This window comes from Variibacter gotjawalensis (assembly GCF_002355335.1).
GTDB classification, from domain to species: Bacteria; Pseudomonadota; Alphaproteobacteria; order Rhizobiales; family Xanthobacteraceae; genus Variibacter; species Variibacter gotjawalensis.
This window is the reverse complement of sequence record NZ_AP014946.1, coordinates 339,522-363,724: the sequence shown is the minus strand read 5'-3', so window position 1 is coordinate 363,724 and position 24,203 is coordinate 339,522. Positions and strand designations below refer to the sequence as shown.

The window sequence follows — 24,203 nt, the reverse complement described above, 5'->3', positions numbered from 1 at the left end:
AATGAGCGATATTCTTCTCGCCGATATCGGCGGCACCAACAGCCGCTTCGCTGTGGTCGGGCCGGATGGACGGCCCGACCGTTTCGAGGAGCTGCGCAACGATAATTTCGGCTCGATGGCCGAAGTGCTCGCGCACTATCTCGACACGACCGGGATCAAACCGCAGGCGATGGTCGGTGGGTTTGCGGGGCCGATCCTCAACGACAGCGTGAAGCTTACCAATCGCGGGTGGGACTTTCGGATGTCGGAGCTCAAGCAGCGTTTCGGATTCCAAGCCGTCAAAGCGATGAACGACTTCGAGGCGGCGGCGTGGTCGTTGCTACGCCTCGCGCCGGACGACATCCAGCCGATCGGCTCGGTATCACCGAAAGCCGAAGGCGCGCGAGTCATTCTCGGCCCGGGGACGGGGCTCGGGGCTGCGGCTTTGATCGATGCCGGCGGTGGTCCCGTCGTCGTCACGGGCGAGGGCGGGAATATCTCGTTCGGTCCGGCGCATGACGACGAGGAGGCGATCTTCGCACGCATTCGGCAGAAGCTCGGCTTCGTGTCTGCCGAGTGGATGCTGTCCGGCCGCGGCCTCGAGCGGCTCTACGTCGCGATCAATGTCGGCATCGAGCCGAAGCCGGCGCGCGAAATTACGCCGCTGGCGAAGCGCGGCGACGAGCCCGCGAGGAAGGCAGTCGCGATGTTTGTCCGTCTGCTCGGACGCTACGCGGGCGATCTCGCGCTGCTGTTCAAGGCGACCGGCGGCGTCTACATCACGGGCGGCGTTGCGCGCCGCATTGCGCCGCTGCTCGATGCGGCGACTTTCCGCTCAGGCTTCGAGACGCATCCGCCCTACGAGAAATTCCTCGCCGGCGTGCCGACGACGCTCATCACCTACGATCAACCGGGATTGCTCGGCTGTGCTGTCGTCGCCGGGACGCTGGCGCTGAAGAACTAAGCCTGGCCGCGCTGTGCGTCGACGCTCCACGGACCCGGGCCGGCGGCCGACAGATACAGGAAGATGAAGCAGAACAGCATCGCGGCTTCACCCCGGTTGAGCAGCGGGAAGAAGACGAAGCCGTTGGCGCCGAAGGCGTGACCCATGAAGTAGGCGCAAGCCATCAGGCCCGACAGGATAAACGCGACCGGCCGCGAGAAGAGACCGATGATTAGCAGGAAGCCGCCGATCACTTCGAGCGTCGCCGCCGTGTAGGTGAGGGTCGAAAGCGGGAAGCCGGCCTTGGCGGGCCACTCGAAGAGCTTCTGCGTGCCGTGCGTGAAGAACGTCGCCGCCGTCATGATGCGCAGGATGCTGCGCAGCTGCGGTTCGTACGGTGCGAGGAATGTGAAGTTCATGGATGCCCCTGCCTAAAGAAGGGCATTTCACTACCATGCGTTGTGATTCGCGGCCAGCCGGCTGGCACTGATAGCGAGCGAAGCGCGAATCAGGTGCAGCCGAGGGTTTGAAAGGTGAGGCAATCAGCCAATCGCGGCCGCATGAAAAGGCTTTCTTTCAAAAGGATTGAGCCAGTCGCGATCGCACCGAACATTGGCGTGTAGGGATAATACACCTCGGCCCAAATGAGATTTGTGTTCGGAATGGCGAGGCTCGGATCGATTGCGACGACAGCGTTCCTGGCCCTGCGCCTCGGCACGTCGGTATTATCACTCTGGGTGGTCCAGCCGATCCTTGCTTCACCGTTCGCAGCCACGCGCACACCCGAGACGACGATTTGCAGATTGGCTTTGTCGTACGGAGTGAAGACGATTTGTCCTGCCTCGATGATCTCCTTCATCCCCAAGATATCGTTGATCTTTGTCGCTGGAATGTCGTCACGTGTGGGAGATTTGTTGGGGTCATGCTGAGCGGTCAAATCTGCAACAGTTCGCGCGACCGCTGTTACGCGGCGGTCCGTGTTAATGCCCGTCGTGAGTTCGTAGCCTCCAAAAATCAAGAGTATGATAAACGGCAAAGTTAATGCGAACTCGACTGCGGTCATGCCGCTGACGTCGTGTCTCAGTGTTCGCCCGTGTCGCTTCATCGGCTTTCTCATCATGATGTTGGGCAGCCCGGCGGCGCATTTCTGGCATCGTAAGGTTCGTTGCGGAAAGCTGTGACCGCCATCAGCAGTCGAGTTCCGTCGCCCATGTTTGAGAAGTTCATGGTTAGAGTTTTTAGCGCGGAGATCGGCCAATTAATCACGCTTGTATTCCAAGGATACATCACGCGGACCACGACCGTGTCGCCTGGGCACCCTGGGTTATACGTTCCGGAGAATGTCGCGAAGTTGGTCGGCGCCGTCATCGCGTCATCGCCGACGTTGAAGCCAGTGAAGACAGAGATGTCGTACTTGATCTTGTTGCAATCAAAAAGATACGACAGCATAGAGCTGTCGCCGGCAGGTGCGGGGTCGCAGACACTTTTCTTGAACGCTGCGAATTTCTCGGCCGGCGTTTTGTCGGTGCCGTCAGGCTTTTTTTCTTTATCTTTCTTCTGCTGATTTCCAGTCAGTATTTCCCGCGCTGCGTCAGCTGTCGCAGTTTCCAACATCTGAGTGCCAAAGAAGATGAACGCCAATTCGAATATGGCGAAAATCAGTGCGAAGAATGGGACGGCGATGAACGAAAATTCCACGGCGGTGGCGCCGTCTTCGCAACGCGCGAAAAATTTTAGCATGCGACGGTGAGGCCGCTTTGTTCTGATCGAGACTTGATTGATTGTCGTCATCAGGAGACCCGCGCACCGATATCTGAAGTGTCTCCTTTATAACCGCGCAACCCTTTGTGAAGCGTTGCGCCCAATAAGAAAAAAACGAACCGATCACTTAAGGATCGATTAACCAGAGGCTGTGGCGATCAGGGAACGCCGCCGCCCATCTGAATGTTGATGTTCATCCCGCCGCTGCCGACGCTTTCGTTTGTTCGGCCGGTGGTCATCGAGCCCGAGATGGCGGTTGCGCTCTCGGCACGACTGGCGCGCGCGCCAGATTGGCCCGACGTTCGGCCAAAGAAACCACCGTCGTCGCCCATAGTGAGGCGCGGTTCGCAAGTCGGGCTGCAAGAGTAGCTTTCTTTATTCACGCCCTTGAATACTGTAACGGCGCCTGGCTGAGTAATGACGTTGATCGTCCGCTCTAGAAGGATCTGGCCCTTGCGATCGAGAGCAACAAGATTCGTCTCACCGTAAGATTTTCCCGTCATTACGAGAAAGCCGCCAGGCTGCATCGTTGCATCCGCGACGATCGGGTTGCCGACAATGATCGTAGCAACCCGGTCCGGCAAACGTACTAATGTTGCTTCATCGACCTTTATCGGGATCACTTCGCGTACTTCAGCAGCAGCAATGCCGGATGCGCCGACCGCAATTGTCAGGACGAGAAGCGTTTTGGCGAGGAGCCGAGTCATCGAAGTTGCGTCCTTGAGGAAAGCGTAAGCACCAAACTGAGGCGTCTGCGCTATTTGAGCCAACAATGGTGAATGAACTGCAAACGTCGTTCGATTTGACTAGCCGGTGCCGGCTATGAAGTCTCAGGAAGGGAGCTTGTAATCGTTGTTTTGAGGGGCTTTTTGCTTGGCCCCGGTTTTTGGTGATTGATTGTCCGTGCTACTTCTACGTCAGCAAATTACATCAAAGTTAACCTAAAAACTGCCCCGAATCGCGCAATTTGTGACTGATTCTCTTATCGGATTAACTCGCTTGCAACCGGTGGTGGCTATGTTCGCCTCACGATCCGGACTGCACGACATGTCACTCCGGATCCGCTCAAACAGTGTGGATCAAGGAGAATACAATGAAGAATCTTATCGCACGTTTTGCTAAGGACGAGTCGGGCGCAACGGCTATCGAATACGGCCTCATCGCTGCCCTCATCTCGGTCGTGATTATCGGCGTTCTTGGCATTATCGGCACCAGCCTGAACGTCAAGTTCGGTTCGGTTGCTGCTTCGCTGCAGTAAGCAAACGAGATCAAGCGAAAAAAGGGCCGCAGAAGTCGCGGCCCTTTTTTTGTTCTCGGCAACGGTCTCTTGCCTTTGCAACGAAAGATTCAGGAAAAATTCAGTTGGTTTGCCTATACCGATAGAGCTGGGAAGCGGAGCAGCCATGTATCTCCTTTCGCGTTTCGTTAGAGATCGATCAGGCGCGACGGCGATAGAGTATGCGTTGATTGCATCAATCGTCTCCATCGTCATCTTCGGCTCCCTTGTTTTTGTCGGCACTTCGCTGAACGTGAAATTTGGTTCGGTCGCAAGCGGCGTCAGATAACGGCAAACTGGACTCTCATATGTCGATGCTAACGGTCGCAATCGGACTTGTTCTCTTCCCTGCACTCATGGCTTACGCTGCCGCGAGCGACCTCATCACTATGACGATCTCGAATCGCGTTTCACTCGCTTTGGTCGTCGGATTCTTCGTCATTGCGTTGGTTATTGGAATGGCGCCGAGGCAAATCGGTATGCACGTTCTGGCTGGGCTTCTAGTGCTCTGCATCACCTTCGCATGCTTTGCCTTAGGGTGGATCGGTGGCGGAGATGCGAAGCTAGCAGCCGCTACCGCTCTCTGGTTCGGCTTCGATCAGATGCTCGACTACCTTCTGCTGGCATCGATTTTTGGCGGCGCGCTGACTCTGGGTCTGCTTCAGTTTCGCAAATACCCCCTGCCAGGGTCTTGGCAGTATCCGGAATGGGTCACCCGCCTACATCACCATAAGACGGGCGTACCCTACGGGATTGCCTTGGCTGCGGCCGCTCTGCTTATCTATCCGTATACGGATATTATGCGCGCCCAATGGCAGTAATGCGCGGCTGACCCGCCGAGTTACATCTCATTAACTTGCTTTAGATACGTCCCATTAACCATGGATTGACGTTTGCCTGCTCAAATCAGGCCAACGTCCGATGCCGAATCTCGGCACTATCCGTGGAAAGTGAAGCGTATGAATCTCGCGCGCGTCATAGTGCTGCTGGTCGCCGTCCTGGCGGGGGGCGCAGCTGCCTACATGTTCTACCAACCATCAGAACCAGCTGCGGTCGTTGAGGCACCGAAGGTCGAGGGACCTAAGGTACTGATTGCCAAGAACGACATTCCGATCGGCGCGTTGGTGACCGCAAAGGAACTTGAATGGATGCCGTGGGCGCCAAACGCGCCGACTGGCGGTTTCATAACTTTGCAGAATCGCCCTGGCGCAATGGAAGAACTCCGAGGGTCAATCGCGCGTATGGCCTTCGTTGCCGGCGAGCCTATCCGCGAAGCAAAGCTGATCAAGGGAACGGGCTCGGGCTTCATGGCGGCGATCTTGCCTTCCGGCAAGCGCGCAATGTCGTTCGAAATTTCCGCCGATACAGCGGCTGCCGGCTTCATCCTACCAAATGACTACGTTGACGTTCTCCTGACTCACCAGGAAGAACGGACCGAGGGAAAGAAGCGCGAATCAACCGTTCGCACCGCCGTGATTCTGTCCGACGTGAAGATCTTGGCCATCGATCAAACAATCGAAGAAAAAGGCGACTCGCGCGTGATCGTCGGCAAAACCGCCACTCTCGAACTTACGCCTGACGAGGTGAATCGCCTCTCGGCAGCGCGCCGCACTGGCACCCTCTCGCTGGCGCTACGTAGCCTTGCCGATGCGAACAAACCGCGCACCGAAGGCGAGGCGAAGGGAAACCGGACTGAAGTCAACATCATTCGCTTCGGTGTCAGCTCCAGCAATGTCGTCGAATAATCCAGCGATCCATCAGTAGAGAAAACACAATGAGAAAACTCATCACGCTGGCAATGGTCGCGGCAACCGCGGCGCTGGCCGTGCCACAGATCGCGGGCGCAAGTGATCCCGCTGCAGAGTTCGGAGCTGACACGCGTTACAACGCCGACACGCGCTCCATTCCGTTGGGTATCGGCAAATCGGTCGTGATCGACTTGCCGCGCGATGCGAAGGATGTGCTGGTCGGTGATCCGCAAGTTGCAAATGCAGTCGTTCGCACAGCACGTCGCGCCTATCTCATCGGCGTCAAGGTTGGCCAGACCAATGTCTTTTTCTTCGATGCCGACGGCAAGCAAATCGCTGGATTTGATGTCGCAGTCACGCGGGACATTGGCACGCTGCGCCAAACGCTTCGCGCCGCGCTTCCTCAAGCTAACGTCCGTGTTCAGGTGGTCGGCGATGGCGTTGTGCTCACCGGGGTGGTGACGAATGCTATCGAATCACAGCAGGCCGTCGATATCGCGGCGCGCGCAGTGGGTAACGTTACGGGTGTGGTGAACAACCTCACGATCAAAGCACCTGATCAGGTCATGTTGAAGGTTGCGGTTGTCGAAATGCAGCGCGATATCGCCAAGCAGCTTGGCGTGAACATCTCTGGTCAATTTGCATACGGCAAAACAAATCTCAGCTTCAACAGTTCGCCGGGCGGCGCGGGCGACGGGACTAATCAAATCGGTGGCGGTTGGACCAGCGGCGGCAACAGTGTTTCGGCACGCCTTCGTGCTCTTGAGAGCGCCGGTGTTATCCGCACTCTCGCTGAGCCGAATCTCACGGCAATCTCAGGTGAAGCTGCGACGTTCTTGGCCGGCGGCGAGATTCCTTACCTGACCACGTCTTGCGCCGCCTCAACCGGTGGCACGTCGCAAATTTGTACCCCCGTCACAAGCTTCAAGCCGTTCGGTGTGCAACTGGCCTTTGTCCCTGTCGTTTTGTCGGATGGTCGCATCAGTCTGAAAGTCGGCACGTCGGTTTCAGAGCTCTCCACGGAAGGCGCAGTCTCCATCAATGGCACCTCGGTTCCCTCGCTGAAGACGCGGCGTGTTGAAACTGTCGTCGAGCTGCCGTCGGGTGGTTCGATGACGCTTGCTGGTCTTCTTCAGGAGCAGACGCGCAACGTCATCACGGGCATTCCGGCAGCTGGCCAAATACCCATCTTGGGCGCGTTGTTTCGCAGCCGCGAATACAACAATCGTCAAACTGAGCTCGTGATCATCGTGACGCCTTTTATCGTTCGGCCGACGGCAGAGAAGAACCTCTCGCGTCCTGACGATGGTTTCGCGGACGCTTCTGATCCGCAGGCAGTATTTCTCGGCAAGGTCAACCGTGTGTACGGCCCGCCAGGCAAAAAAGATCCACGACGCCAGTACCATGGCTCCTACGGCTTCATTATGGACTGAGGATAGAACCGATGACACAGACATTTGAAAAAGCATCGGCTCTCCGCCCTATGCTCACACCAAGCAAAACAGCACTCCTGGTTGCCGTCGCGATTTCCGTCAGCGGGTGTGGGTTGACAGCGCGCAAGCCTGTCGAAATGCAACAGAGCATTCCAACGGACTACCGGCAGCGTCATCCGATCACGATCCAAGAACGCGAAGCCAAGCTCGAAATCTTTGTCGGTCCGCGACGCGGTGGCCTAACTCCAATCCAACGCGCTGATGTCCAACGGTTCGCGGGCGTTTGGCGGGGCGAAGGGACGGGTGGTCTCGTCATCGATGTGCCGCGAGGCACGGCAAACGCTCGCGCGGCAGCCGAATCCGCTAACGAGATTCGTTCGGCGCTCGCAGCAGCTGGCGTCCCTGGCAGGGCTATTGCGATCAAGCGCTACCAGCCGGAAGACGAGGCACAACTTGCGACTGTTCGTGTGCGATACCCGCGAATGGCCGCGCAAGCGGGTCCGTGCGGATTGTGGCCGGAGGATCTCGGTCTGCCACATGATGCCCAGCCGACAATGAACCGGCCGTACTGGAATCTTGGGTGCTCGACTCAGCGGAATCTTGCCAGTCTTGTTGCGAATCCAACAGACCTCGTGCAGCCCCGTGGTGAAACTCCGGCTGACGCACGTCGTCGTCAGTGGGTGGGCGAGCAGTATCGGGTCAATGCCGGCAACACCATCGTGCTCCGACAAGGAAGCGGCCAATGATCAAGTTCTCGGCACAAACCCAAGCGGAAGCGCCGACGGCCGATGCTCCGGCGGAGCATATCGCACCGCTGCCGCGCGTTTCGATCCAGGCCTTCTGTGAAAGCGCCGACACGGCGGCCGCAATGGAGGCTACCGTCGCGGATCGGCGGATGTCTAAGGCGCACGTCAAAGTCCAAATGGGCGGCGTGGTTGCTGCCGGAGATGCGTACCGCAACTCTCCAACTCCGAACGTGATCGTCATTGAATCCGAAGGAAACGGGGATCAGCTGCTTGCCGGCCTGGATTCGTTATCCAGCGTTTGCGATCCCGGCACACGCGTTATCGTGCTCGGAAAGATCAACGACATCTTGTTCTACCGTGAACTGGTCCGTCGTCAGATCAGCGATTATCTGCTCACGCCGATCGAGCCGATTGATTTTATTCGATCGCTGTCGAACCTGTTCGGCTCGCCCGATGCAAAGCCGGTTGGTCGCATGATTGCGGTAGCGGGCGCCAAAGGCGGCGTCGGAGCATCCACCGTCGCTCACAACATCAGTTGGGCGCTGGCCCGCAGTCTTTCGATCGACACGGTGGTTGCCGATCTCGATCTGCCATTCGGCACGGCCGGCTTGGACTACAATCAAGACCCGCCGCAGGGTGTGGCAGACGCGGTATTTGCTCCCGAGCGCGTCGACACCGCGTTCATCGATCGCCTGTTATCAAAATGCACGGATCATCTCAGCCTGCTGGCTGCGCCGGCGACACTCGAGCGCGTCTACGACTTCGATCCCGAAGCGTTCGACGCCATCATGGATGTGCTGCGCTCGACGATCCCTTGCACCGTGTTGGATGTCCCGCATGTGTGGAGCGGTTGGACACGGCGTATGCTCGTCGGCGCCGACGACATTCTGCTGGTGGCGGCGCCAGATCTCGCCAATCTGCGTAACGTCAAAAATATGATCGATCTGCTGCGCGCGCAGCGGCCCAACGACAACCGTCCGCATTATTGCTTGAACCAGGTCGGCGTCCCAAAACGTCCAGAGATCAAAGCCGCGGACTTTGCGAAAGCGCTGGAGTTCGAGCCGGCTTGCATCATCCCGTTCGACCCGCAGCTTTTTGGCACTGCGGCGAACAACGGCCAAATGGTCGCCGAAGTTTCGGCGGGTCACAAGATCAACGGAATGTTCAATCAACTGGCACAAGCTCTCAGCGGCCGCGGCGAAGTCAAGCGCCAACGTCAAAGTGGGCTTGCTCCGATTCTGAACAAACTGATGCGGCGTTCGGCCTAACGAAAAGTTCTGTGAGGTAAGTACAGTGTTCGGAAAACGCGGCCAACCTGGTAGCGAAGCGCCTCCGACGGTCACAGCGCCGCCGATTCAGCCGCAAGCCCAACCTCGCACTCTCCCCCCGGCCGGAAGCGAGCTTCCCGATCCGGGACGCTCGCCGTTGCCTTCGGCAGGTCTCGCTGCGCCGGTGGTCACGGCGCCGCAGCACAAACCGCAACGCGTTTCGGTTGAAAAGCCGGAAGCGAAGCGCTCTAATCAATACTACGAAGTCAAAGCGACGATCTTCAACGCGTTGATCGAAGCGATCGATCTTGCGCAACTTGCGCGCCTCGATTCCGACTCGGCGCGCGAAGAAATTCGCGACATCGTCAACGAGATCATCGGCATCAAGAATCTCGTGATGTCGATTTCCGAGCAGGAAGAGCTGCTCGACGACATCTGTAACGACGTTCTCGGCTACGGCCCGCTGGAGCCGCTTCTGGCACGCGACGACATCGCCGACATCATGGTCAATGGTGCGAACGACGTCTTTATCGAAGTCAATGGCAAGATTCAAAAGACCGGCATTCGCTTCCGGGACAATCAGCAGCTGCTCAACGTTTGCCAGCGCATCGTCAGTCAAGTCGGCCGCCGCGTCGACGAATCTTCACCGATCTGCGACGCGCGTTTGCCGGACGGCTCACGCGTTAACGTCATTGCGCCTCCGCTTGCGATCGATGGTGCGAGCCTCACGATTCGTAAGTTCAAAAAGGACAAGTTGACGCTCGATCAGCTCGTTCGCTTCGGCTCGATCTCCGAGCCGGGCGCTGAAATTTTGCGTATCCTCGGGCGTTCGCGCGTGAACACGATCATCTCGGGCGGCACGGGTTCCGGTAAGACGACTTTGCTAAACTGCCTGACGCGCTTCATCGACGATGACGAGCGTGTCATTACCTGCGAAGACGCCGCCGAGCTTCAGCTACAGCAAGCACATGTCGTTCGCCTTGAAACGCGGCCGCCGAACCTCGAAGGCGAGGGCCAGGTAACGATGCGCGATCTCGTTCGCAACTGCCTGCGTATGCGTCCCGAGCGGATCATCGTCGGCGAGGTGCGCGGACCTGAAGCTTTCGATTTGCTGCAAGCGATGAACACGGGCCATGACGGTTCGATGGGAACGTTGCACGCGAACAACCCGCGCGAGGCGCTTTCGCGTATGGAATCCATGATTACTATGGGTGGCTTCTCGCTGCCGTCGAAGACCATCCGCGAAATGATCTGCGCGTCGGTCGACGTTATTGTGCAGGCCGCGCGTCTGCGCGATGGCTCGCGCCGCATCACGCACATCACTGAAGTCATCGGTATGGAAGGCGACGTCATCGTTACGCAGGATATCTTGCTCTATGACATCACGGGTGAGGACGCGAACGGCAAGTTGATCGGGCGGCACCGCTCGACGGGTATCGGCCGTCCTCGGTTCTGGGAACGCGCTCGCTATTACGGTGAAGACCAACGTCTCGCCGCCGCGCTCGACGCAGCCGAAGTGCCTGAACTCAGCACGACGGGAGTTTAGTTATGCCGATGCAATCACTGGCGCTGGCATTGTTGGTGGCGCTTGCTGTCGGCGGCGTCGCTTGGGCGCTGTTTTTCCCAGCGCTCGTCGGCAGCGGACAAAGCGACAAACGCCGTCAGAATTTGATGACGTCCGGCAAGACCGGCGAGACAAGCAGCGCGGAAGAGCGCTCGAAAAATCGCCGCGGCCAAGTCGAAGAGTCGTTGAAGGAAATGGAGCTCAAACAAAGGAGCGCCGATAAACCTTCTCTCGCAGTTCGGATTCAGCAGGCCGGTCTCGATTGGTCGAAGAACAAGTACTATGTGGTCAGCGCCGTGATTGGAGTGGTGCTCGCGCTAGTGCTCTTCGCCGTCGCAAAAACACCTATCGCGGCTTTGCTAGGCTTGTTCGTCGGAGGTTTCGGTATTCCGCCGTGGATGCTGAGCTTCCTGAAGAAGCGCCGGCAGAAGCAGTTTCTGAATTCGTTTCCTGAGGCCGTCGACGTGATCGTGCGCGGCATCAAGACCGGTCTTCCGTTGCTCGACTGTATCAAAATGATTGCACGCGAGGCACAAGAACCTGTCGCTGGAGAATTCCGCGCCATCGTTGAACGACAAGCGATCGGCATTCCCTTAGGCGACGCATGCACTCAGCTGTTCGAGCGCACAGGGCTTACCGAAGCAAACTTCTTCGGCATCGTGATTGCTATTCAACAGAAGGCCGGCGGCAATTTGTCGGAAGCGCTCGGAAACTTGTCGCGCGTGCTCCGTGACCGCAAAAAAATGCGCGCGAAGATTCAAGCGATGTCGATGGAAGCAAAAGCGTCCGCCGGCATCATCGGCGCACTGCCGATCGTCGTCATGGTCCTGGTCTACATAACGTCGCCAGGCTACATAACGCTGCTTTTCACGGAGAAAACCGGCAACTTCCTTCTGCTCATTTCGGCATTTTGGATGTCGTGCGGTGTGTTCGTAATGCGGAAGATGATCAACTTCGACTTTTAAGGACCGAAGCCTATGGACATGCTTATCGATCGGCTATCGGATCCGCGCTTCCTCGCAATGATGTTCGCCGCAATTGCAGCGATGGCAACAGTGCTGACAATCGCGTTGCCGCTCGTTTCCAGCGATCCGATGGAAAAGCGCATGAAGCTTCTAGCCGTCGAACGTTCGGCTATGCGGGAGCGAGAGCGCGCTCGGCTCGGTCGTGGTGGCGACAAAGTCGCGCTGCGTCAGTCTCCACGCCAAGCCATTCTTGACGTCGTCAATCGCTTCAACTTGGGAAAATGGGTGGGTGAGGAAGCGGCGCGAGACCTGCTCGTGCAAGCTGGATATCGCGGGCCTTCGCCCTACATGACATTCCTCGTCGCACGTATGCTGACGCCAATCGTGATGGTGTTCTTTGGCATCTTCTATCTGTTTGTCCTTAATGCCATTAATCAGCCGCCGCTCGTGAAGGTCGGTATTGTCATCGGTTTGGCATATCTCGGCATGCATACACCGAAGCTCTACCTGAAGAACAAGATCTCGAAGCGCCAGCTGTCCATCAAGCGTGCATTTCCGGACGCGCTTGATCTGCTGCTGATATGTGTCGAGTCCGGCATGTCGATTGAAGCTGCATTCCGCCGCGTCAGCGATGAAATTGGCCGTGCCTCGCTGCCACTTGCCGAAGAACTGATGCTGACCACTGCCGAACTGTCGTACCTGCAGGATCGGCGGATGGCGTATGAAAATCTACAAAAGCGTGTGCAGCTCGACGGCGTGAAAGCCGTCTGTGTCGCGCTTCAGCAGGCAGAGCGCTACGGCACGCCTCTCGGCACGTCACTGCGTGTCATGGCGCAGGAAAACCGCGACATGCGCATGATGGAAGCCGAGAAGAAGGCTGCCGGATTGCCGCCGAAGCTGACTGTGCCGATGATTATCTTCTTTCTGCCGGTGCTCTTCGTCGTGATCATGGGGCCGGCCGTGATGAAGGTCAGCAAAATCATGTAGTGATGCCGACTGAAGCATCGCAAAACTAAAAAAGCCGATCCGGTGACACGGATCGGCTTTTTGGCTTTTGAAGTTGGGAGTAGCGGTCGGGTTTAGTCGATCGCTGCTGTCTGCGCAGCGCGGCGGCGGTTCGGTGCAGCGTTGGCGCGATGTTCTTCCAGCATTTGGCGCAGGTAGGCGCTGTTCTCTGCCGCTTCTTCGGGCGGCAGATCGGCGCGAGCGATGCGCTCGGCTTCTTCGTAGCGGCCCTGCAGCCCGACGACGAGGGCAAGATTCTGCTTCACGCGCCGCTCGCTATTACCGCGAGCGTTGGCCTGACGAAGAATTTCTTCGGCCTTTTTGAGGTCCCGCGAGAGCAGATGAGACAAGCCGAGGTTTGAAAGGATCGAAGATTCGTCCGGTGCGGCTTTGAGGGCCGTGTTGTAGTAACGGCGCGCGTCATCGTGGCGACCCATCTGATCGAGCACTGCCCCTTGCGCGTTGAGGATACGCCAGTCCGGCTGATCGGGCGTATGCGCCTTGCTCAGCATCGCAAAGGCCTCTTCGAAATTTCCGTTGTCGGCGAGCGCACGGCCATAGGCTCCGAGCAGGCGCTTATGGTTTGGATTGTGAATTGCGCCCTGTTGCAGGACGGCCGCGGCTTGCGCGTTTTGGCCCGTCCGACGGAGGGCTTCAGCGAAGCGGATGGCTGCGTCTGCGTCCTTGGGCTTCGCCTTGTAACCAGCCTCAGCGGCGGTAACTTCCCGGCGCCAGTCGGTTTCCGACATGCTCTGCGGCTTCAGCTCGCCGCGTTCTTTCATGTACGTCGATTTGCAGCCCGCGAGGGAGAGGCCGAGAAGCGCTGCGATCGCGACCGAACCAAGAAGGCGCGACGTTGGGCGGTTCGAAATTTTCATGGCAATGCACTCCGCCATTGAAGCGCGAGAACACCGCGCGGGCCGCTTATTAATAATTCGGTAAGGCTAACAGATCGTAAACGCCTTCCATGAGGCCGCCTGGGGCCATATGTTTGGGGCTCTTTACAACGACGAGGAACGGCATGAATCAGGTCATCGCGGCGTCCAGTGAATCAGCCGACGCTATTCCGATCTGGTTCGTGACGAAGGCGAGCTACGCCAAGGTCGCCGAGGGGCTCGATCCGGCCGAGCGGCGTTTTGCGGAAACCTCGGGTTTTCGTCCGATGCCTGGGCAGTTTTTGGTGCTGCCGGATCGCCGCGGCAACGTCTCGGGCGTTCTGTTCGGCGACAGTGCGGAAGCTACCAGCCGTTTCCTTGCCGGAAAATTGCCGACGGTTTTGCCTGCCGGAGTCTATCGCTTCGCCAATCGCGCTCAGGATACGCGCCTCGCGGCACTTGCGTTCGTGTTGGGGTCGTATCGGTTCGGCCGCTATCGGAAGAATATCAAAGACTCGGGTGTCAAACTCGTGCCGCCGCGCGGTGTCGATCGCCGCGAGATCAGCCGCATCGCCGAAGGCGTGTTCCTGGCGCGTGATCTCGTCAACACGCCGGCCAACGACATGGGGCCGGCAGAGTTGGCCGAAGTCGCGCTGAAGCTTGCTGAGCAGCATGGCGCCAAAGCGCGTGTGATCGAAGGCGATGACTTGCTGGCGCAGAATTTTCCGCTCGTACATGCAGTGGGACGCGCATCGACGCGCGCGCCGCGATTGATCGACATCACGTGGGGAAATCCGAAAGCCCCGAAGGTAACCCTGGTCGGCAAGGGCGTTTGCTTCGACACGGGCGGGCTCGATCTCAAACCGTCGTCCGCGATGTTGATTATGAAGAAAGATATGGGCGGTGCCGCGAGCGTGCTGGCAGCCGCGCATATGATCATGGATCGCGGCCTCGATGTGCGGCTGCGTGTCCTCATTCCGGCGGTCGAGAATGCTGTCGGCGGCGATGCGTTCCGGCCGCTCGATATCGTGCCATCGCGCAAGGGTCTCAACGTCGAGATCGGCAACACGGACGCGGAAGGCCGGCTCGTCCTCGCCGATGCTCTCGCGCTGGCTGACGAAGAGAAGCCCGACCTGCTGATCGATATGGGGACGTTGACGGGGGCTGCGCGCGTCGCGCTCGGACCCGACCTGCCGCCATTCTATACGGCCGACGATAAGCTCGCTGCCGACGTCGCGCGGCATGCCGAAGGGGAAAGCGATCCGGTCTGGCGTCTGCCGCTGTGGCGGCCTTACGACGCGATGCTGGATTCGAAAATCGCGGACCTCAACAACGTGTCGTCAGGGCCGTTCGCAGGGTCGATCATCTGCGCGCTGTTCCTGCAGCGTTTCGTTTCGGCCGCGAAGAGCTGGCTCCACTTCGACATCTACGGTTGGAATCCATCGACCAGGCCGGGACGCCCGGAAGGCGGCGAGTGTCAGGCCGCGCGCGCCGTCTATGCGTTGCTTTGCGAGCGTTACGGCCGAGGCGATAGCGGCTAAATTTGGCGCTTGCGTCACAAGCCGCGATCGAGAATGATCCGGCTCCGAAACGAAAACCAGAGTAGCGTTAAGTGGCGGTCGATATTCGTGCCGCGCAAGCAATCCGGTTGCTGCGCGATTTTTCTCTCGGATTGGTACGGGACGATGAGCCCGATCTGTCGATCCGGCAGATCGCGATTTTGCTCATCATCTATCTTGAGCCGCCGCCGCATACGGTGCGAGGGCTCGCGACCACGCTCGGCGTCACCAAACCGGTGATCACGCGGGCACTCGACACAATGGGCAAGCTCGATCTCGTCACACGCAAACGCGATGATGCGGACCGCCGTAACGTCATCATCCAGCGCACCGTGCGCGGCGCCCTCTATGTCGAAATGCTGGGCGATCTGTTGTCGCGCAAGGCGAAGGAACTCGTACGTTGAGTGGGACTGCTAAATTCGATCCACGTATTACTCCGGCTCGCGCTGATCTAGCGGCCGAGCATCTTCGCGGCGAAGTGACCGCCGAACGCTATGTTAAAGGCACGCATCATGTTGTCGTCGCGCCGATCGCGCCGGTGCGCAGAGCGCCGAAGCACGATGCGGAGTTGCAGACCCAGGCGCTGATGGGCGAGGGCGTTACGGCCTATGAGGTGACCGAGGCCGGCTGGACCTGGGGGCAGCTCGATCGCGACGGCTATGTCGGTTGGATGCCGACCAACGCGCTCGGCGAAATGCCGAAGCCGACGCACAAGATTTCGGCGCTACGCACGCTGATGTTCGCCGAACCGTCGATCAAGACGCCGCCGGTCGCGGGGCTTCCGTTTGGAGCCGAAGTGCCGATCGTACGTACGGACAACACGTTCGGTCTCATCGACAACGGCGGCTTCGTCCCTGTGGGGCATCTGGCGGCGCTTGATGCGAACGAGCGCGACTGGGTGTCGGTCGCCGCAAAGTTTCTGCACACGCCATATCTGTGGGGCGGCAAGTCGAGCCTCGGCATCGATTGTTCGGGGCTCGTGCAGGTCGCGTTGACGGCGTGCGGCCTTGCATGCCCGCGCGATAGCGACATGCAAGAGCGCGCGCTCGGCGAAAAGGTGAGCGGCGGCATTCCTGCTCTTCGGCGCGGCGATTTCATTTTCTGGAAGGGGCATGTCGGCATCGCGGCCGACGCTTCGACGTTACTCCACGCCAACGCGCATCACATGGCGACGGTCGTAGAACCGTTGTCCGAAGCGCTGCCGCGCATCAAAGCCGCGGGCAGTGACGTGATTTCGGTCAGGCGCATCGCGTAACGCGAATGACCGCACCATGAAAATGCCCGGCACGATGGCCGGGCATTTTTGTTTTTGTCGCAACGCGAGCGATCAGGCGGCGCCTGCGATCGCCTTAACCTCGAGATATTCTTCGAGGCCATACTTGCCCCACTCGCGGCCGTTGCCGGACTGCTTGTAGCCACCAAACGGCGCGGTACGTTCGTTCGGCACGCCATTGAGGTTCACGTTGCCAGCGCGGATCTTGCGCGCAACTTCGCGAGCCTTCTCGACGCTGCCGGCCGAGACATAACCGGCGAGGCCGTACGGCGTGTCGTTAGCAATCTTGACGGCTTCGTCTTCGTTCTTCGCACCGAGGATCGCAATCACCGGACCGAAGATTTCTTCGCGCGCGATGGTCATGTCGTTGGTGACGTTGGCGAAGACGGTCGGGCGCACGTAGAAACCTTTGTTGACGCCTTCCGGCAGACCCGGCCCGCCGGCGACGAGCGTTGCGCCTTCGTCGATGCCCTTCTGGATCAGCGCCTGGATCTTGTCCCACTGCGTGCGATTCACGACCGGGCCGATGTTGGTGCCTTCGCCGCGCGGATCGCCGGCCTTCGTCTTGTCGGCGACGCCCTTCGCGATAGCAGAGACTTCCTGCATTTTGGAGAGCGGCACGATCATGCGGGTCGGCGCGTTGCACGACTGACCCGAGTTGTTAAAGACGTGTGCGACGCCGCCCTTCACGGCCTTCTCGAGATCGGCGTCCTCCAGAATGATGTTCGGCGACTTGCCGCCGAGCTCCTGGCTGACACGCTTCACGGTCGGTGCGGCGCGCTGCGCAACGTCGATCCCGGCGCGGGTCGAACCCGTGAAGGAGATCATGTCGATGTCCGGGTGTTCGCTCATCGCCGCGCCGACGTCGGGGCCGAGGCCGTTGATCAGGTTGAACACACCCTTCGGCACGCCTGCTTCATGCAGGATCTCGGCGAAGATCAGCGCCGACGTTGGCGTGTATTCGGACGGCTTGAGGATCATCGTGCAACCGGCCGCGATCGCGGGCGCGACTTTGCAGGCGATCTGATTGAGCGGCCAGTTCCACGGCGTGATCATACCGATGACGCCGACCGGCTCGCGCACCACGACAGCGGTGCCGATCGGTTCTTCGAAGTCGTACTGCTTGAGCACATCGAGTGTCGAGGCGAGATGACCGAGGCCGGCGCCGGCCTGGAATTTCTCGGCGAACGGGAGCGGTGCGCCCATCTCGTCCGAGATCGCGGCGCCGATGTCGTTCATGCGCGCCTTGTAGGCCGCGATGATCTTCTCGAGAATCGCGACGCGCTCTTCGCGGCTGGTGCGCGAGAAGGTTTCGAAGGCGCGCTTGGCAGCGGCAACAGCTTTGTCCACGTCTTCCTTCGAGCCGAGTGCGATTTCGTACATCGACTCTTCGGTGGCCGGGTTGACGACCTTTGTCGTCTTCTTGCTGGAGACCGGGCTGACCCAGGCGCCATCGATATAGAACTTCGAACGATCGACCATGCGTAACTCCTCATGCGTGATGTGTGAGTGAGAGGTAGGTGCCGCCATCGCGGCCTGCTACTTCCCGAGCAGATGATCCGAGATGATCCTCATCTGAATCTCGGATGTTCCTTCGAAAATCTTCGTGAGCCGCGCGTCGCGCCAGTAGCGCTCGACGGCATTGAGTGTGGTGTAGCCGGCGCCGCCGAAAATCTGCAGCGCATCGCTCGTGACCTGCTCCGACATTTCGGTCGCGTGAAGTTTGGTCATCGCGGCTTCTTTGTCGCAGCGCTCGCCGCCATCGATCATGCGACAGACGGAATAGAGCAGCTGGCGAGCAGCTTCGACTTCGGTTGCCATTTTTGCAAGCTTGAAGCGTGTGTTTTGAAATTCTCCAATCTGCTTGCCGAACTGCACGCGTTCCTTCGAATAGCGGATGGCGTCTTCGAGCGCGCCGCGCGCAAGACCGATTGCACGTGCCGCGGTGTGTGCGCGAGCAACTTCGAGGCCCTGCGAGGTGACGTAGAAGCCGCGGCCTTCGCCGCCCAGAATGTTCTCGTGCGGAATGCGGCAGCCGTCGAACGAAAGTTCCCAGGTCTTCCAGCCGAAGTAACCGATCTTCGGGATCGGATTGCCGGTGACGCCTTGCGGCAGCTCGCCGCGCTTTTTATCGATGATGAAGGCCGTGATGCCGCGATGACGTGCGTTCGGATTGGAGTCCGTACGCGCGAGCAGCATCATGTAGTCGGAGCCGTCGGCGTTCGTGCACCAATATTTGTTGCCGGTGACGACCCATTCGTCGCCCTCGCGGCGCGCGCGACAGGCGATGCCGGAAAGGTCCGATCCGACGTTGGGCTCCGAAAAGGCGAATGAACCGAGTGCTTTGCCGCTCGCCATCAGCGGCATATACTTCTTTTTCTGCGCGTCGTTCATCGCGTCCATGCCGATCATCGGGCGGATGATCGAGCCGACGCTCATCCATGCGCGGCAGAGTTCTTCGGTGACGAGGCAGTATTCGAGGCAGCCGAGGCCGAGGCCGCCGTATTCTTCTTTGATGCGCAGGCCGAAGAGGCCCAGGTCCGCCATGCGCTGCAGCAACTCTTGCGGCATGTCCTCCTTGAGCGGATCGAGCCGATTGGCAATCGGAAGCACTTCGTTGACCGAGAAATCGCGCGCCATCTGCTGAATCATCAGCTGTTCTTCGGTCAAGCTCATTGGGCTCCCTGTCGATCTAGGCTTTTCGTTGCGATGTTTTTGGCAGGCTCCCTAGACGGCTGCAACCCACCTCATGCCTTTGGGTGCTATGCAGCATGGATCAATCCAGGCAGTCATTCCACCACGTCAAATAAATCTGACCGGCCGATTGTCAGGCTTGGAATAATGTATAACTCTTGCGCCGATGCCGAAGAGTTGAGGTCTCACTCAACCGCGTTTCGCGATGCAGCCTATCAACCCGCCGGACACTGGTGGGACAATTGGACGTCAAATCCCGCGCGGGCAACAACAAGCGGGGGGACAACGGAGGAAACGAAATGCACGCTTCTAAGCAATGGGCGATTTTTGCCTTAGGTCTCGGGATGGTCGCCGCCGTTCCGTCCGCCGAGGCGCAGCAATGGCAGCCGACGCGACCGGTTGAGTTCATCGTTCCAGCCGGTACCGGCGGCGGCGCCGACCAGATGGCGCGAACGATCCAGGGCATCATCAGCAAACACGGCTTGATGAAGCAGCCGATGGTGGTGGTGAATAAAGCAGGCGGCGCGGGCGGCGAAGGCTTCCTCGATGTGAAGACCTCGCGCGCTAACCCACACAAGATCGTCATCACGCTGTCGAACTTGTTCACGACACCGCTCGGCACCGGCATTCCGTTCAACTGGAAGGACCTGACGCCGGTCTCGATGCTGGCGCTCGATGAGTTCGTGCTCTGGGTCAATGCCGAGAAGCCATACAAGAACGTCAAGGAATTCCTCGCCGCCGCGAAGGCTGCGCCGGCTGACGCACGCTACAAGATGGGCGGCACCGGCTCGAAGCAGGAAGACCAGATCATCACGGTCGCAGTCGAGAAGTCGGCGGGAATCAAGTTCAACTACATCCCGTATCGCGGCGGCGGTGAAGTCGCCGTGCAGCTCGTCGGCAATCATGTCAACTCGACCGTGAACAACCCGATCGAAGCAGTCGCCCAATGGCGTGGCGGACAGCTGCGTCCGCTCTGCGTGTTCGACTCAAAGCCGCTCGACTACAAGGACAAGATCGCGGGAGACAAGTCGTGGTCAGACATCCCGACGTGCAAGTCGGAAGGCCTCGATATGGAATACGTGATGCTGCGCGGCATCTTCATGCCGCCGGGCGTTACGCCGGCGCAGGTCGAGTTCTACGTCGATCTCTTCAAGAAGGTGCGCGAGACGCCGGAATGGAAAGAGTTGATGGCGAACGGTGCATTCAACCAGACGTTCATGACCGGCAAAGAGTTCGCGGATTGGGTCGCGAAGGAAGAATTGCGTCACAAAGATCTGATGAAAGAAGCGGGCTTCTTGTCGAACTAATCGCTGTCGCACAATGGTTTCAACGGCCCGGCATTGTCCGGGCCGTTTTCATTTCCAGCCGAAAATTTGACCCCACCCTTTAATTTGCGAAGGGTCGGCGCCGACGGCGCGCAACTGTCCCCAGACTGTCGTGCTCACGGTGTCGAGAAGGGGAATGCCGAGTTCGCTTTCGATTTCTTCGGCGAGCTGTGCGGCGCGCAGGTTGGTGCAGTACGTGACGATCGCTTGCGGTTTTTCGCCCGCGACCTCGCGCATCATATCTTTGAGCCGCGACGGCTCGACCAACGCAAAGTCGTGATTGACGCGAATGCCGCAATGCCGCTCGGCGACGATCTCGACACCGATGGCGCGGTAGTTCGCGATGATGCGTTGCTGGACGTCTTCGGTGTAAGGCGTCACCAGCGCGAGCCGCTTGATGTTGTTCAGCGCAATGAGTTCGTTGAGCGCAAGGATCGCCGTCGTTGCGACGATGCCGGTGCGTTCGCGGATGCGCTCGGTCAGACGCACATCCGAGTCGAAGCCTAGCCACCCCGCCGCCGTTCCGCTCCAGCCGATGACATCGACCTTCGCGTCGGCGAGCAATTCGGCGGCTGCGAGAATCTTGCTGTCGTCGAATTGGCCGAGCGCACTGTCCGTGAGCGCGATCTCAGTGACGGTGAAGCGCGAGAAGTGTGCACTGCAATTCGGGAGCGCTGATGCGAGTGCGCTGGTCAGCGGTTCGAGTGCTGTATTCGATGATGGCGTGAGGACGCCGAGGCGGATGCGTTGCGGCATGAGCTGTTGCTAACACGAACGCATCCCGCGCCGCAGCGACGAATTCGGGTTGACAGCGTCGGGGTATACGAAATTATGTATGCCAGGAAGCGCTATACGTCCGAGCGTCGTGATAACAACGCCGGACGCGATCTCATCGGGGGATGGGTACGCATGTCGCATGAAGCGTCGGAACAAGGCTCCGGTCCAGCCCAGCGCAGCGTCGAGGTCGGCGTTGGGTTAGGCATTTTAGTTTTCGGCGCGATCGTCGTCTGGGGCTCGGTGTCCGCCGGGATCGGCTGGGGCGCCGAAGGGCCGAAAGCCGGCTTCTTCCCGTTCTATGTTGGCGTCGTCATCGTCGCGGCCAGCCTCTTCAACCTCGCTTCAGCCCTCAAAATCGCGCCGTCGGTGTTGTTCGCCGAGTGGAGCCAGCTGCGTCAGGTGCTCTCGGTCATCATCCCGACCACCGTCTACGTCGCTGCGATTCCGTGGCTTGGGCTCTATGTCGCATCCTTCCTGCTGATCGCCGGCTTCATGCGCTGGCTCGGCAAATACGGCTGGGGAATCATCGCGGCCGTATCCATCGGCGTTCCGCTGCTGGCTTACTTCGCATTCGAGAAGTGGTTCCTCGTGCCGTTGCCGAAGGGGCCGCTCGAAGACCTCCTAGGCCTTTAAAAACATTCCGACTTTCACCCCCAGCCAAAAGCAATAAGGGGCGTCACGCGTATGGAAGAAATCGGCAATCTGTTCGCGGGTTTTGCGACCGTCCTGCAGCCCTACAACATCATGGTGATGGTGATCGGCATTACGCTCGGTGTCGTCATCGGCGTGCTGCCTGGGCTTGGTGGTGCCAATGGCGTCGCAATCCTGTTGCCGCTGACTTTCTCGATGCCGCCGACGTCGGCGATCATCATGCTGACGTGCATCTACTGGGGGGCGTTGTTCGGCGGTGCGATTACGTCCATCCTCTTCAATATTCCAGGTGAGCCTTGGTCCGTCGCGACGACATTCGATGGCCATCCGATGGCGCGAAAAGGTCAAGCCGGCGAAGCGCTCACAGCGGCTTTCACGTCGTCGTTCGTCGGCGCATTGTTCGCCGTCATCATGATCACGCTGCTCGCGCCGCTCGTTGCGAAGTTCGCGCTGCGATTTGGACCGGCAGAGAAATTTGCCGTGTATTTCTTGGCTTTCTGCTCGTTTGTCGGGCTCAGTAAAGAGCCTCCGACGAAGACGATCGCCGCAATGATGATCGGCTTTGCGCTCGCGGCCGTCGGCCTCGATCAAGTCACCGGACAGCTGCGCCTCACTTTCGGCTTTACGGAACTGCTCACCGGCTTCGACTTCCTGATCGCGGTCATCGGCCTCTTCGGAATCGGCGAGATTTTGCTGACGATGGAGGAGGGGCTGTCGTTCCGCGGCGCTGCCGCCAAGATGAATGCGAAAGTCGTGTTCCAGACGTGGCGCGAGATGCTGCAATATTGGGGGCTGATGCTGCGCTCGTGCATCATCGGTTGCTGGATGGGCATCACGCCCGCCGGTGCAACGCCCGCGTCGTTCATGAGCTACGGCATCGCCAAGCGGATGTCGAAGCGCGGCGACAATTTCGGCAAGGGCGAGATGGAAGGCGTGATCGCGCCCGAGACCGCCGCGCACGCGGCAGGTACTTCGGCGCTGCTGCCGATGCTGGCGCTCGGCGTGCCGGGATCTCCGACCGCAGCCGTGCTGCTCGGCGGCTTGTTGATTTGGGGCTTGCAGCCAGGTCCAATGCTCTTCGTCGAGCAAAAGGAATTCGTCTGGGGCCTCATCGCTTCGATGTATATCGGCAACCTCGTCGGCCTCATCATCGTGCTGACCTGCGTGCCCTTGCTCGCCGCGATGCTGCGCGTCCCCTTCAGCATCATCGCGCCGGTGATCCTGGTGATCTGCGCGATCGGCGCATACACGGTGCACAATTCGATCTTCGACGTGGTGCTGATGCTGGTGTTCGGTGTGATCGGCTATCTGCTGAAGAAAACGAACTATCCGCTGGCGCCGCTCGTGCTCGCCATCGTGCTTGGTGACAAGGCGGAGGAGGCGTTCAGGCAAGCGCTGCTCGCAAGCCAGGGGTCGGTCGGGGTGTTCTGGTCGAACGGCCTCGTCTCGTCGATCATGGCGCTCGGCCTCATTGCGGCTTTCTGGCCGATCATCCAAGCCGGATACAACCGGCTGTTCAGCCGCCCCGCAACCGCGTGAGGTCTTGTCCTGAGTATCACGATGCTGTATTGGAATTATGTATGCCAGATACAATGGCAGGAGGGCGCGGATGGATGACGTGACCGGATCGGCCGCTTCGCCGCGCGAAGGCGGGATTGCGCGCATCGCACTTGCGCCTTTGGAAGACACGTCGACCTTCGCGGACCGCGCTTATGTCGCGCTGAAGGAAGTGATCGTCACCCTCAATATCTACGATCAGCCGGCGGAAGTGCGCCTCGACGAGCGGCAACTCGCGAGCGATCTCGGCATCAGCCGCACGCCGGTGCGCGAGGCGATGGCGCAGCTCGAGCGCGAAGGCTTCGTTCGTTCGGTCCCGCGGCGCGGCGTCTACGTCGTACGCAAGACGCGGGCCGAAGTCATCGAACTCATCACGGCTTGGGCCGCGCTCGAAAGCATGGCGGCGCGCCTCATCACGCAGAATGCGAAGGACGAAGAGATATCGCAGCTGCGCAAGATGTTCGTGACGTTCGAAAACGGCGTGCCGCAGGCGCAGCTCGACGAATATTCCGAGATCAACATTCGCTTCCATCAGTCGATCATCTCGATGAGCCACAACAAGGTTCTCTCGGATCTCGCGGAGAACCTGTTCACCCATATGCGCATGATCCGCCGCAAGACGATCGGCGAGCAGGATCGCGCGCAGCGTTCGATGCGCGACCACATGAACATCATCGAGGCACTCGAGGCGCGCGACACCGAGCGCGCCGAGGATCTCGTGCGTAACCATGCGCTCGGTCTCGCCGCGCATGTGCGTCTCTACGCGGATTATCTGGATTAACGGCGGCGCTGCCGCAGGACTGA

General features: G+C 59.4%; 26 protein-coding genes. 18 read left to right on the top strand and 8 right to left on the bottom strand.

The window, feature by feature from the left end; all coding sequences use genetic code 11:
* The first annotated feature begins 1 nt into the window (after position 1).
* Positions 2-943 (top strand): glucokinase, encoded by a 942-nt coding sequence (locus GJW30_RS01690; protein ID WP_096350879.1) that lies wholly within the window; start codon positions 2-4, stop codon positions 941-943.
* On the opposite strand, the gene GJW30_RS01685 is transcribed toward GJW30_RS01690, so the two are convergent.
* The 4 genes from GJW30_RS01685 to GJW30_RS01670 all read right to left on the bottom strand — a co-directional run bounded on the left by GJW30_RS01685 (position 940) and on the right by GJW30_RS01670 (position 3,306).
* The gene (locus GJW30_RS01685) at positions 940-1,341 is read right to left on the bottom strand and encodes a DoxX family protein (RefSeq protein WP_096350876.1); all 402 of its coding nucleotides are present in this window, start codon (positions 1,339-1,341) and stop codon (positions 940-942) included. The two genes, GJW30_RS01690 and GJW30_RS01685, sit on opposite strands and share 4 nt — an antisense overlap.
* Before the next feature lie 89 nt (positions 1,342-1,430).
* Positions 1,431-1,985, bottom strand: a complete 555-nt coding sequence (locus GJW30_RS01680) for a TadE/TadG family type IV pilus assembly protein (RefSeq protein ID WP_157746672.1) — start codon at positions 1,983-1,985, stop codon at positions 1,431-1,433.
* Between the two features lie 53 nt (positions 1,986-2,038).
* Positions 2,039-2,713, bottom strand: coding sequence for a TadE/TadG family type IV pilus assembly protein (locus GJW30_RS01675; protein WP_096350872.1), 675 nt, complete (start codon positions 2,711-2,713; stop codon positions 2,039-2,041).
* 128 nt (positions 2,714-2,841) lie between these two features.
* Positions 2,842-3,306 carry a pilus assembly protein N-terminal domain-containing protein gene (locus tag GJW30_RS01670; protein WP_245408621.1) on the bottom strand — a complete coding sequence of 155 codons (465 nt, stop codon included), beginning with the start codon at positions 3,304-3,306 and terminating at the stop codon, positions 2,842-2,844.
* Positions 3,307-3,776: 470 nt separating this feature from the next.
* Between GJW30_RS01670 and GJW30_RS01665 the strand changes: the two genes are divergently transcribed.
* The 10 genes from GJW30_RS01665 to GJW30_RS01620 all read left to right on the top strand — a co-directional run bounded on the left by GJW30_RS01665 (position 3,777) and on the right by GJW30_RS01620 (position 12,670).
* Entirely contained in the window at positions 3,777-3,941 is a 165-nt protein-coding gene (locus GJW30_RS01665) for a Flp family type IVb pilin (RefSeq protein WP_096358597.1), read from the top strand.
* Positions 3,942-4,086: 145 nt separating this feature from the next.
* Positions 4,087-4,248 (top strand): Flp family type IVb pilin, encoded by a 162-nt coding sequence (locus GJW30_RS01660; protein WP_096350866.1) that lies wholly within the window; start codon positions 4,087-4,089, stop codon positions 4,246-4,248.
* 25 nt (positions 4,249-4,273) lie between these two features.
* On the top strand, positions 4,274-4,780 hold the full coding sequence (locus tag GJW30_RS01655) for an A24 family peptidase (RefSeq protein WP_096358596.1): 507 nt from the start codon (positions 4,274-4,276) through the stop codon (positions 4,778-4,780).
* 138 nt (positions 4,781-4,918) lie between these two features.
* Positions 4,919-5,704 (top strand): Flp pilus assembly protein CpaB, encoded by a 786-nt coding sequence (gene cpaB, locus GJW30_RS01650; protein ID WP_096350864.1) that lies wholly within the window; start codon positions 4,919-4,921, stop codon positions 5,702-5,704.
* Between the two features lie 29 nt (positions 5,705-5,733).
* A complete protein-coding gene (locus GJW30_RS01645) occupies positions 5,734-7,140 on the top strand; it encodes a type II and III secretion system protein family protein (RefSeq protein WP_096350861.1) in 1,407 nt (468 codons plus the stop codon).
* A gap of 11 nt (positions 7,141-7,151) precedes the next feature.
* Complete coding sequence (locus tag GJW30_RS01640; protein ID WP_245408620.1) at positions 7,152-7,886, top strand: CpaD family pilus assembly protein; 735 nt, start codon at positions 7,152-7,154, stop codon at positions 7,884-7,886.
* On the top strand, positions 7,883-9,154 hold the full coding sequence (locus GJW30_RS01635) for a CpaE/TadZ family protein (protein ID WP_096350856.1): 1,272 nt from the start codon (positions 7,883-7,885) through the stop codon (positions 9,152-9,154). The genes GJW30_RS01640 and GJW30_RS01635 overlap by 4 nt, the downstream gene beginning before the upstream one ends.
* 25 nt (positions 9,155-9,179) lie before the next feature.
* Complete coding sequence (locus tag GJW30_RS01630) at positions 9,180-10,700, top strand: TadA family conjugal transfer-associated ATPase (protein ID WP_430727088.1); 1,521 nt, start codon at positions 9,180-9,182, stop codon at positions 10,698-10,700.
* 2 nt (positions 10,701-10,702) lie between these two features.
* Positions 10,703-11,683, top strand: a complete 981-nt coding sequence (locus GJW30_RS01625; protein WP_096350854.1) for a type II secretion system F family protein — start codon at positions 10,703-10,705, stop codon at positions 11,681-11,683.
* A 12-nt stretch (positions 11,684-11,695) separates the two neighbouring features.
* Positions 11,696-12,670, top strand: a complete 975-nt coding sequence (locus GJW30_RS01620) for a type II secretion system F family protein (protein ID WP_096350848.1) — start codon at positions 11,696-11,698, stop codon at positions 12,668-12,670.
* A gap of 92 nt (positions 12,671-12,762) precedes the next feature.
* On the opposite strand, the gene GJW30_RS01615 is transcribed toward GJW30_RS01620, so the two are convergent.
* Positions 12,763-13,566, bottom strand: coding sequence for a tetratricopeptide repeat protein (locus GJW30_RS01615; protein ID WP_096350845.1), 804 nt, complete (start codon positions 13,564-13,566; stop codon positions 12,763-12,765).
* A gap of 143 nt (positions 13,567-13,709) precedes the next feature.
* On the opposite strand from GJW30_RS01615, the gene GJW30_RS01610 reads away from it, so the two are divergent.
* The 3 genes from GJW30_RS01610 to GJW30_RS01600 all read left to right on the top strand — a co-directional run bounded on the left by GJW30_RS01610 (position 13,710) and on the right by GJW30_RS01600 (position 16,377).
* Positions 13,710-15,104 (top strand): leucyl aminopeptidase family protein, encoded by a 1,395-nt coding sequence (locus tag GJW30_RS01610; protein ID WP_096350843.1) that lies wholly within the window; start codon positions 13,710-13,712, stop codon positions 15,102-15,104.
* Positions 15,105-15,175: 71 nt separating this feature from the next.
* Complete coding sequence (locus GJW30_RS01605) at positions 15,176-15,526, top strand: MarR family transcriptional regulator (protein WP_096350840.1); 351 nt, start codon at positions 15,176-15,178, stop codon at positions 15,524-15,526.
* Positions 15,523-16,377 (top strand): C40 family peptidase, encoded by an 855-nt coding sequence (locus GJW30_RS01600; protein ID WP_096350837.1) that lies wholly within the window; start codon positions 15,523-15,525, stop codon positions 16,375-16,377. The genes GJW30_RS01605 and GJW30_RS01600 overlap by 4 nt, the downstream gene beginning before the upstream one ends.
* Positions 16,378-16,449: 72 nt before the next feature.
* Here the strand turns inward: GJW30_RS01600 and GJW30_RS01595 are convergent, their stop codons facing one another.
* Positions 16,450-17,877 carry an aldehyde dehydrogenase family protein gene (locus tag GJW30_RS01595; RefSeq protein WP_096350835.1) on the bottom strand — a complete coding sequence of 476 codons (1,428 nt, stop codon included), beginning with the start codon at positions 17,875-17,877 and terminating at the stop codon, positions 16,450-16,452.
* A gap of 57 nt (positions 17,878-17,934) precedes the next feature.
* Positions 17,935-19,071 (bottom strand): acyl-CoA dehydrogenase family protein, encoded by a 1,137-nt coding sequence (locus tag GJW30_RS01590; RefSeq protein ID WP_096350832.1) that lies wholly within the window; start codon positions 19,069-19,071, stop codon positions 17,935-17,937.
* A gap of 362 nt (positions 19,072-19,433) precedes the next feature.
* Here GJW30_RS01590 and GJW30_RS01585 point away from each other — a divergent pair, with 362 nt between their 5' ends.
* Positions 19,434-20,396, top strand: a complete 963-nt coding sequence (locus tag GJW30_RS01585; RefSeq protein ID WP_245408767.1) for a Bug family tripartite tricarboxylate transporter substrate binding protein — start codon at positions 19,434-19,436, stop codon at positions 20,394-20,396.
* 48 nt (positions 20,397-20,444) lie between these two features.
* Here the strand turns inward: GJW30_RS01585 and GJW30_RS01580 are convergent, their stop codons facing one another.
* Positions 20,445-21,170 carry a maleate cis-trans isomerase family protein gene (locus tag GJW30_RS01580; protein WP_096350829.1) on the bottom strand — a complete coding sequence of 242 codons (726 nt, stop codon included), beginning with the start codon at positions 21,168-21,170 and terminating at the stop codon, positions 20,445-20,447.
* A 153-nt stretch (positions 21,171-21,323) separates the two neighbouring features.
* Between GJW30_RS01580 and GJW30_RS01575 the strand changes: the two genes are divergently transcribed.
* The 3 genes from GJW30_RS01575 (at position 21,324) to GJW30_RS01565 (ending at position 24,180) form a co-directional block, all read left to right on the top strand.
* Positions 21,324-21,824, top strand: coding sequence for a tripartite tricarboxylate transporter TctB family protein (locus GJW30_RS01575; protein WP_096358593.1), 501 nt, complete (start codon positions 21,324-21,326; stop codon positions 21,822-21,824).
* Positions 21,825-21,875: 51 nt separating this feature from the next.
* On the top strand, positions 21,876-23,381 hold the full coding sequence (locus GJW30_RS01570; RefSeq protein ID WP_096350827.1) for a tripartite tricarboxylate transporter permease: 1,506 nt from the start codon (positions 21,876-21,878) through the stop codon (positions 23,379-23,381).
* Between the two features lie 70 nt (positions 23,382-23,451).
* The gene (locus GJW30_RS01565; RefSeq protein ID WP_096350824.1) at positions 23,452-24,180 is read left to right on the top strand and encodes a GntR family transcriptional regulator; all 729 of its coding nucleotides are present in this window, start codon (positions 23,452-23,454) and stop codon (positions 24,178-24,180) included.
* Positions 24,181-24,203 lie beyond the last annotated feature (23 nt).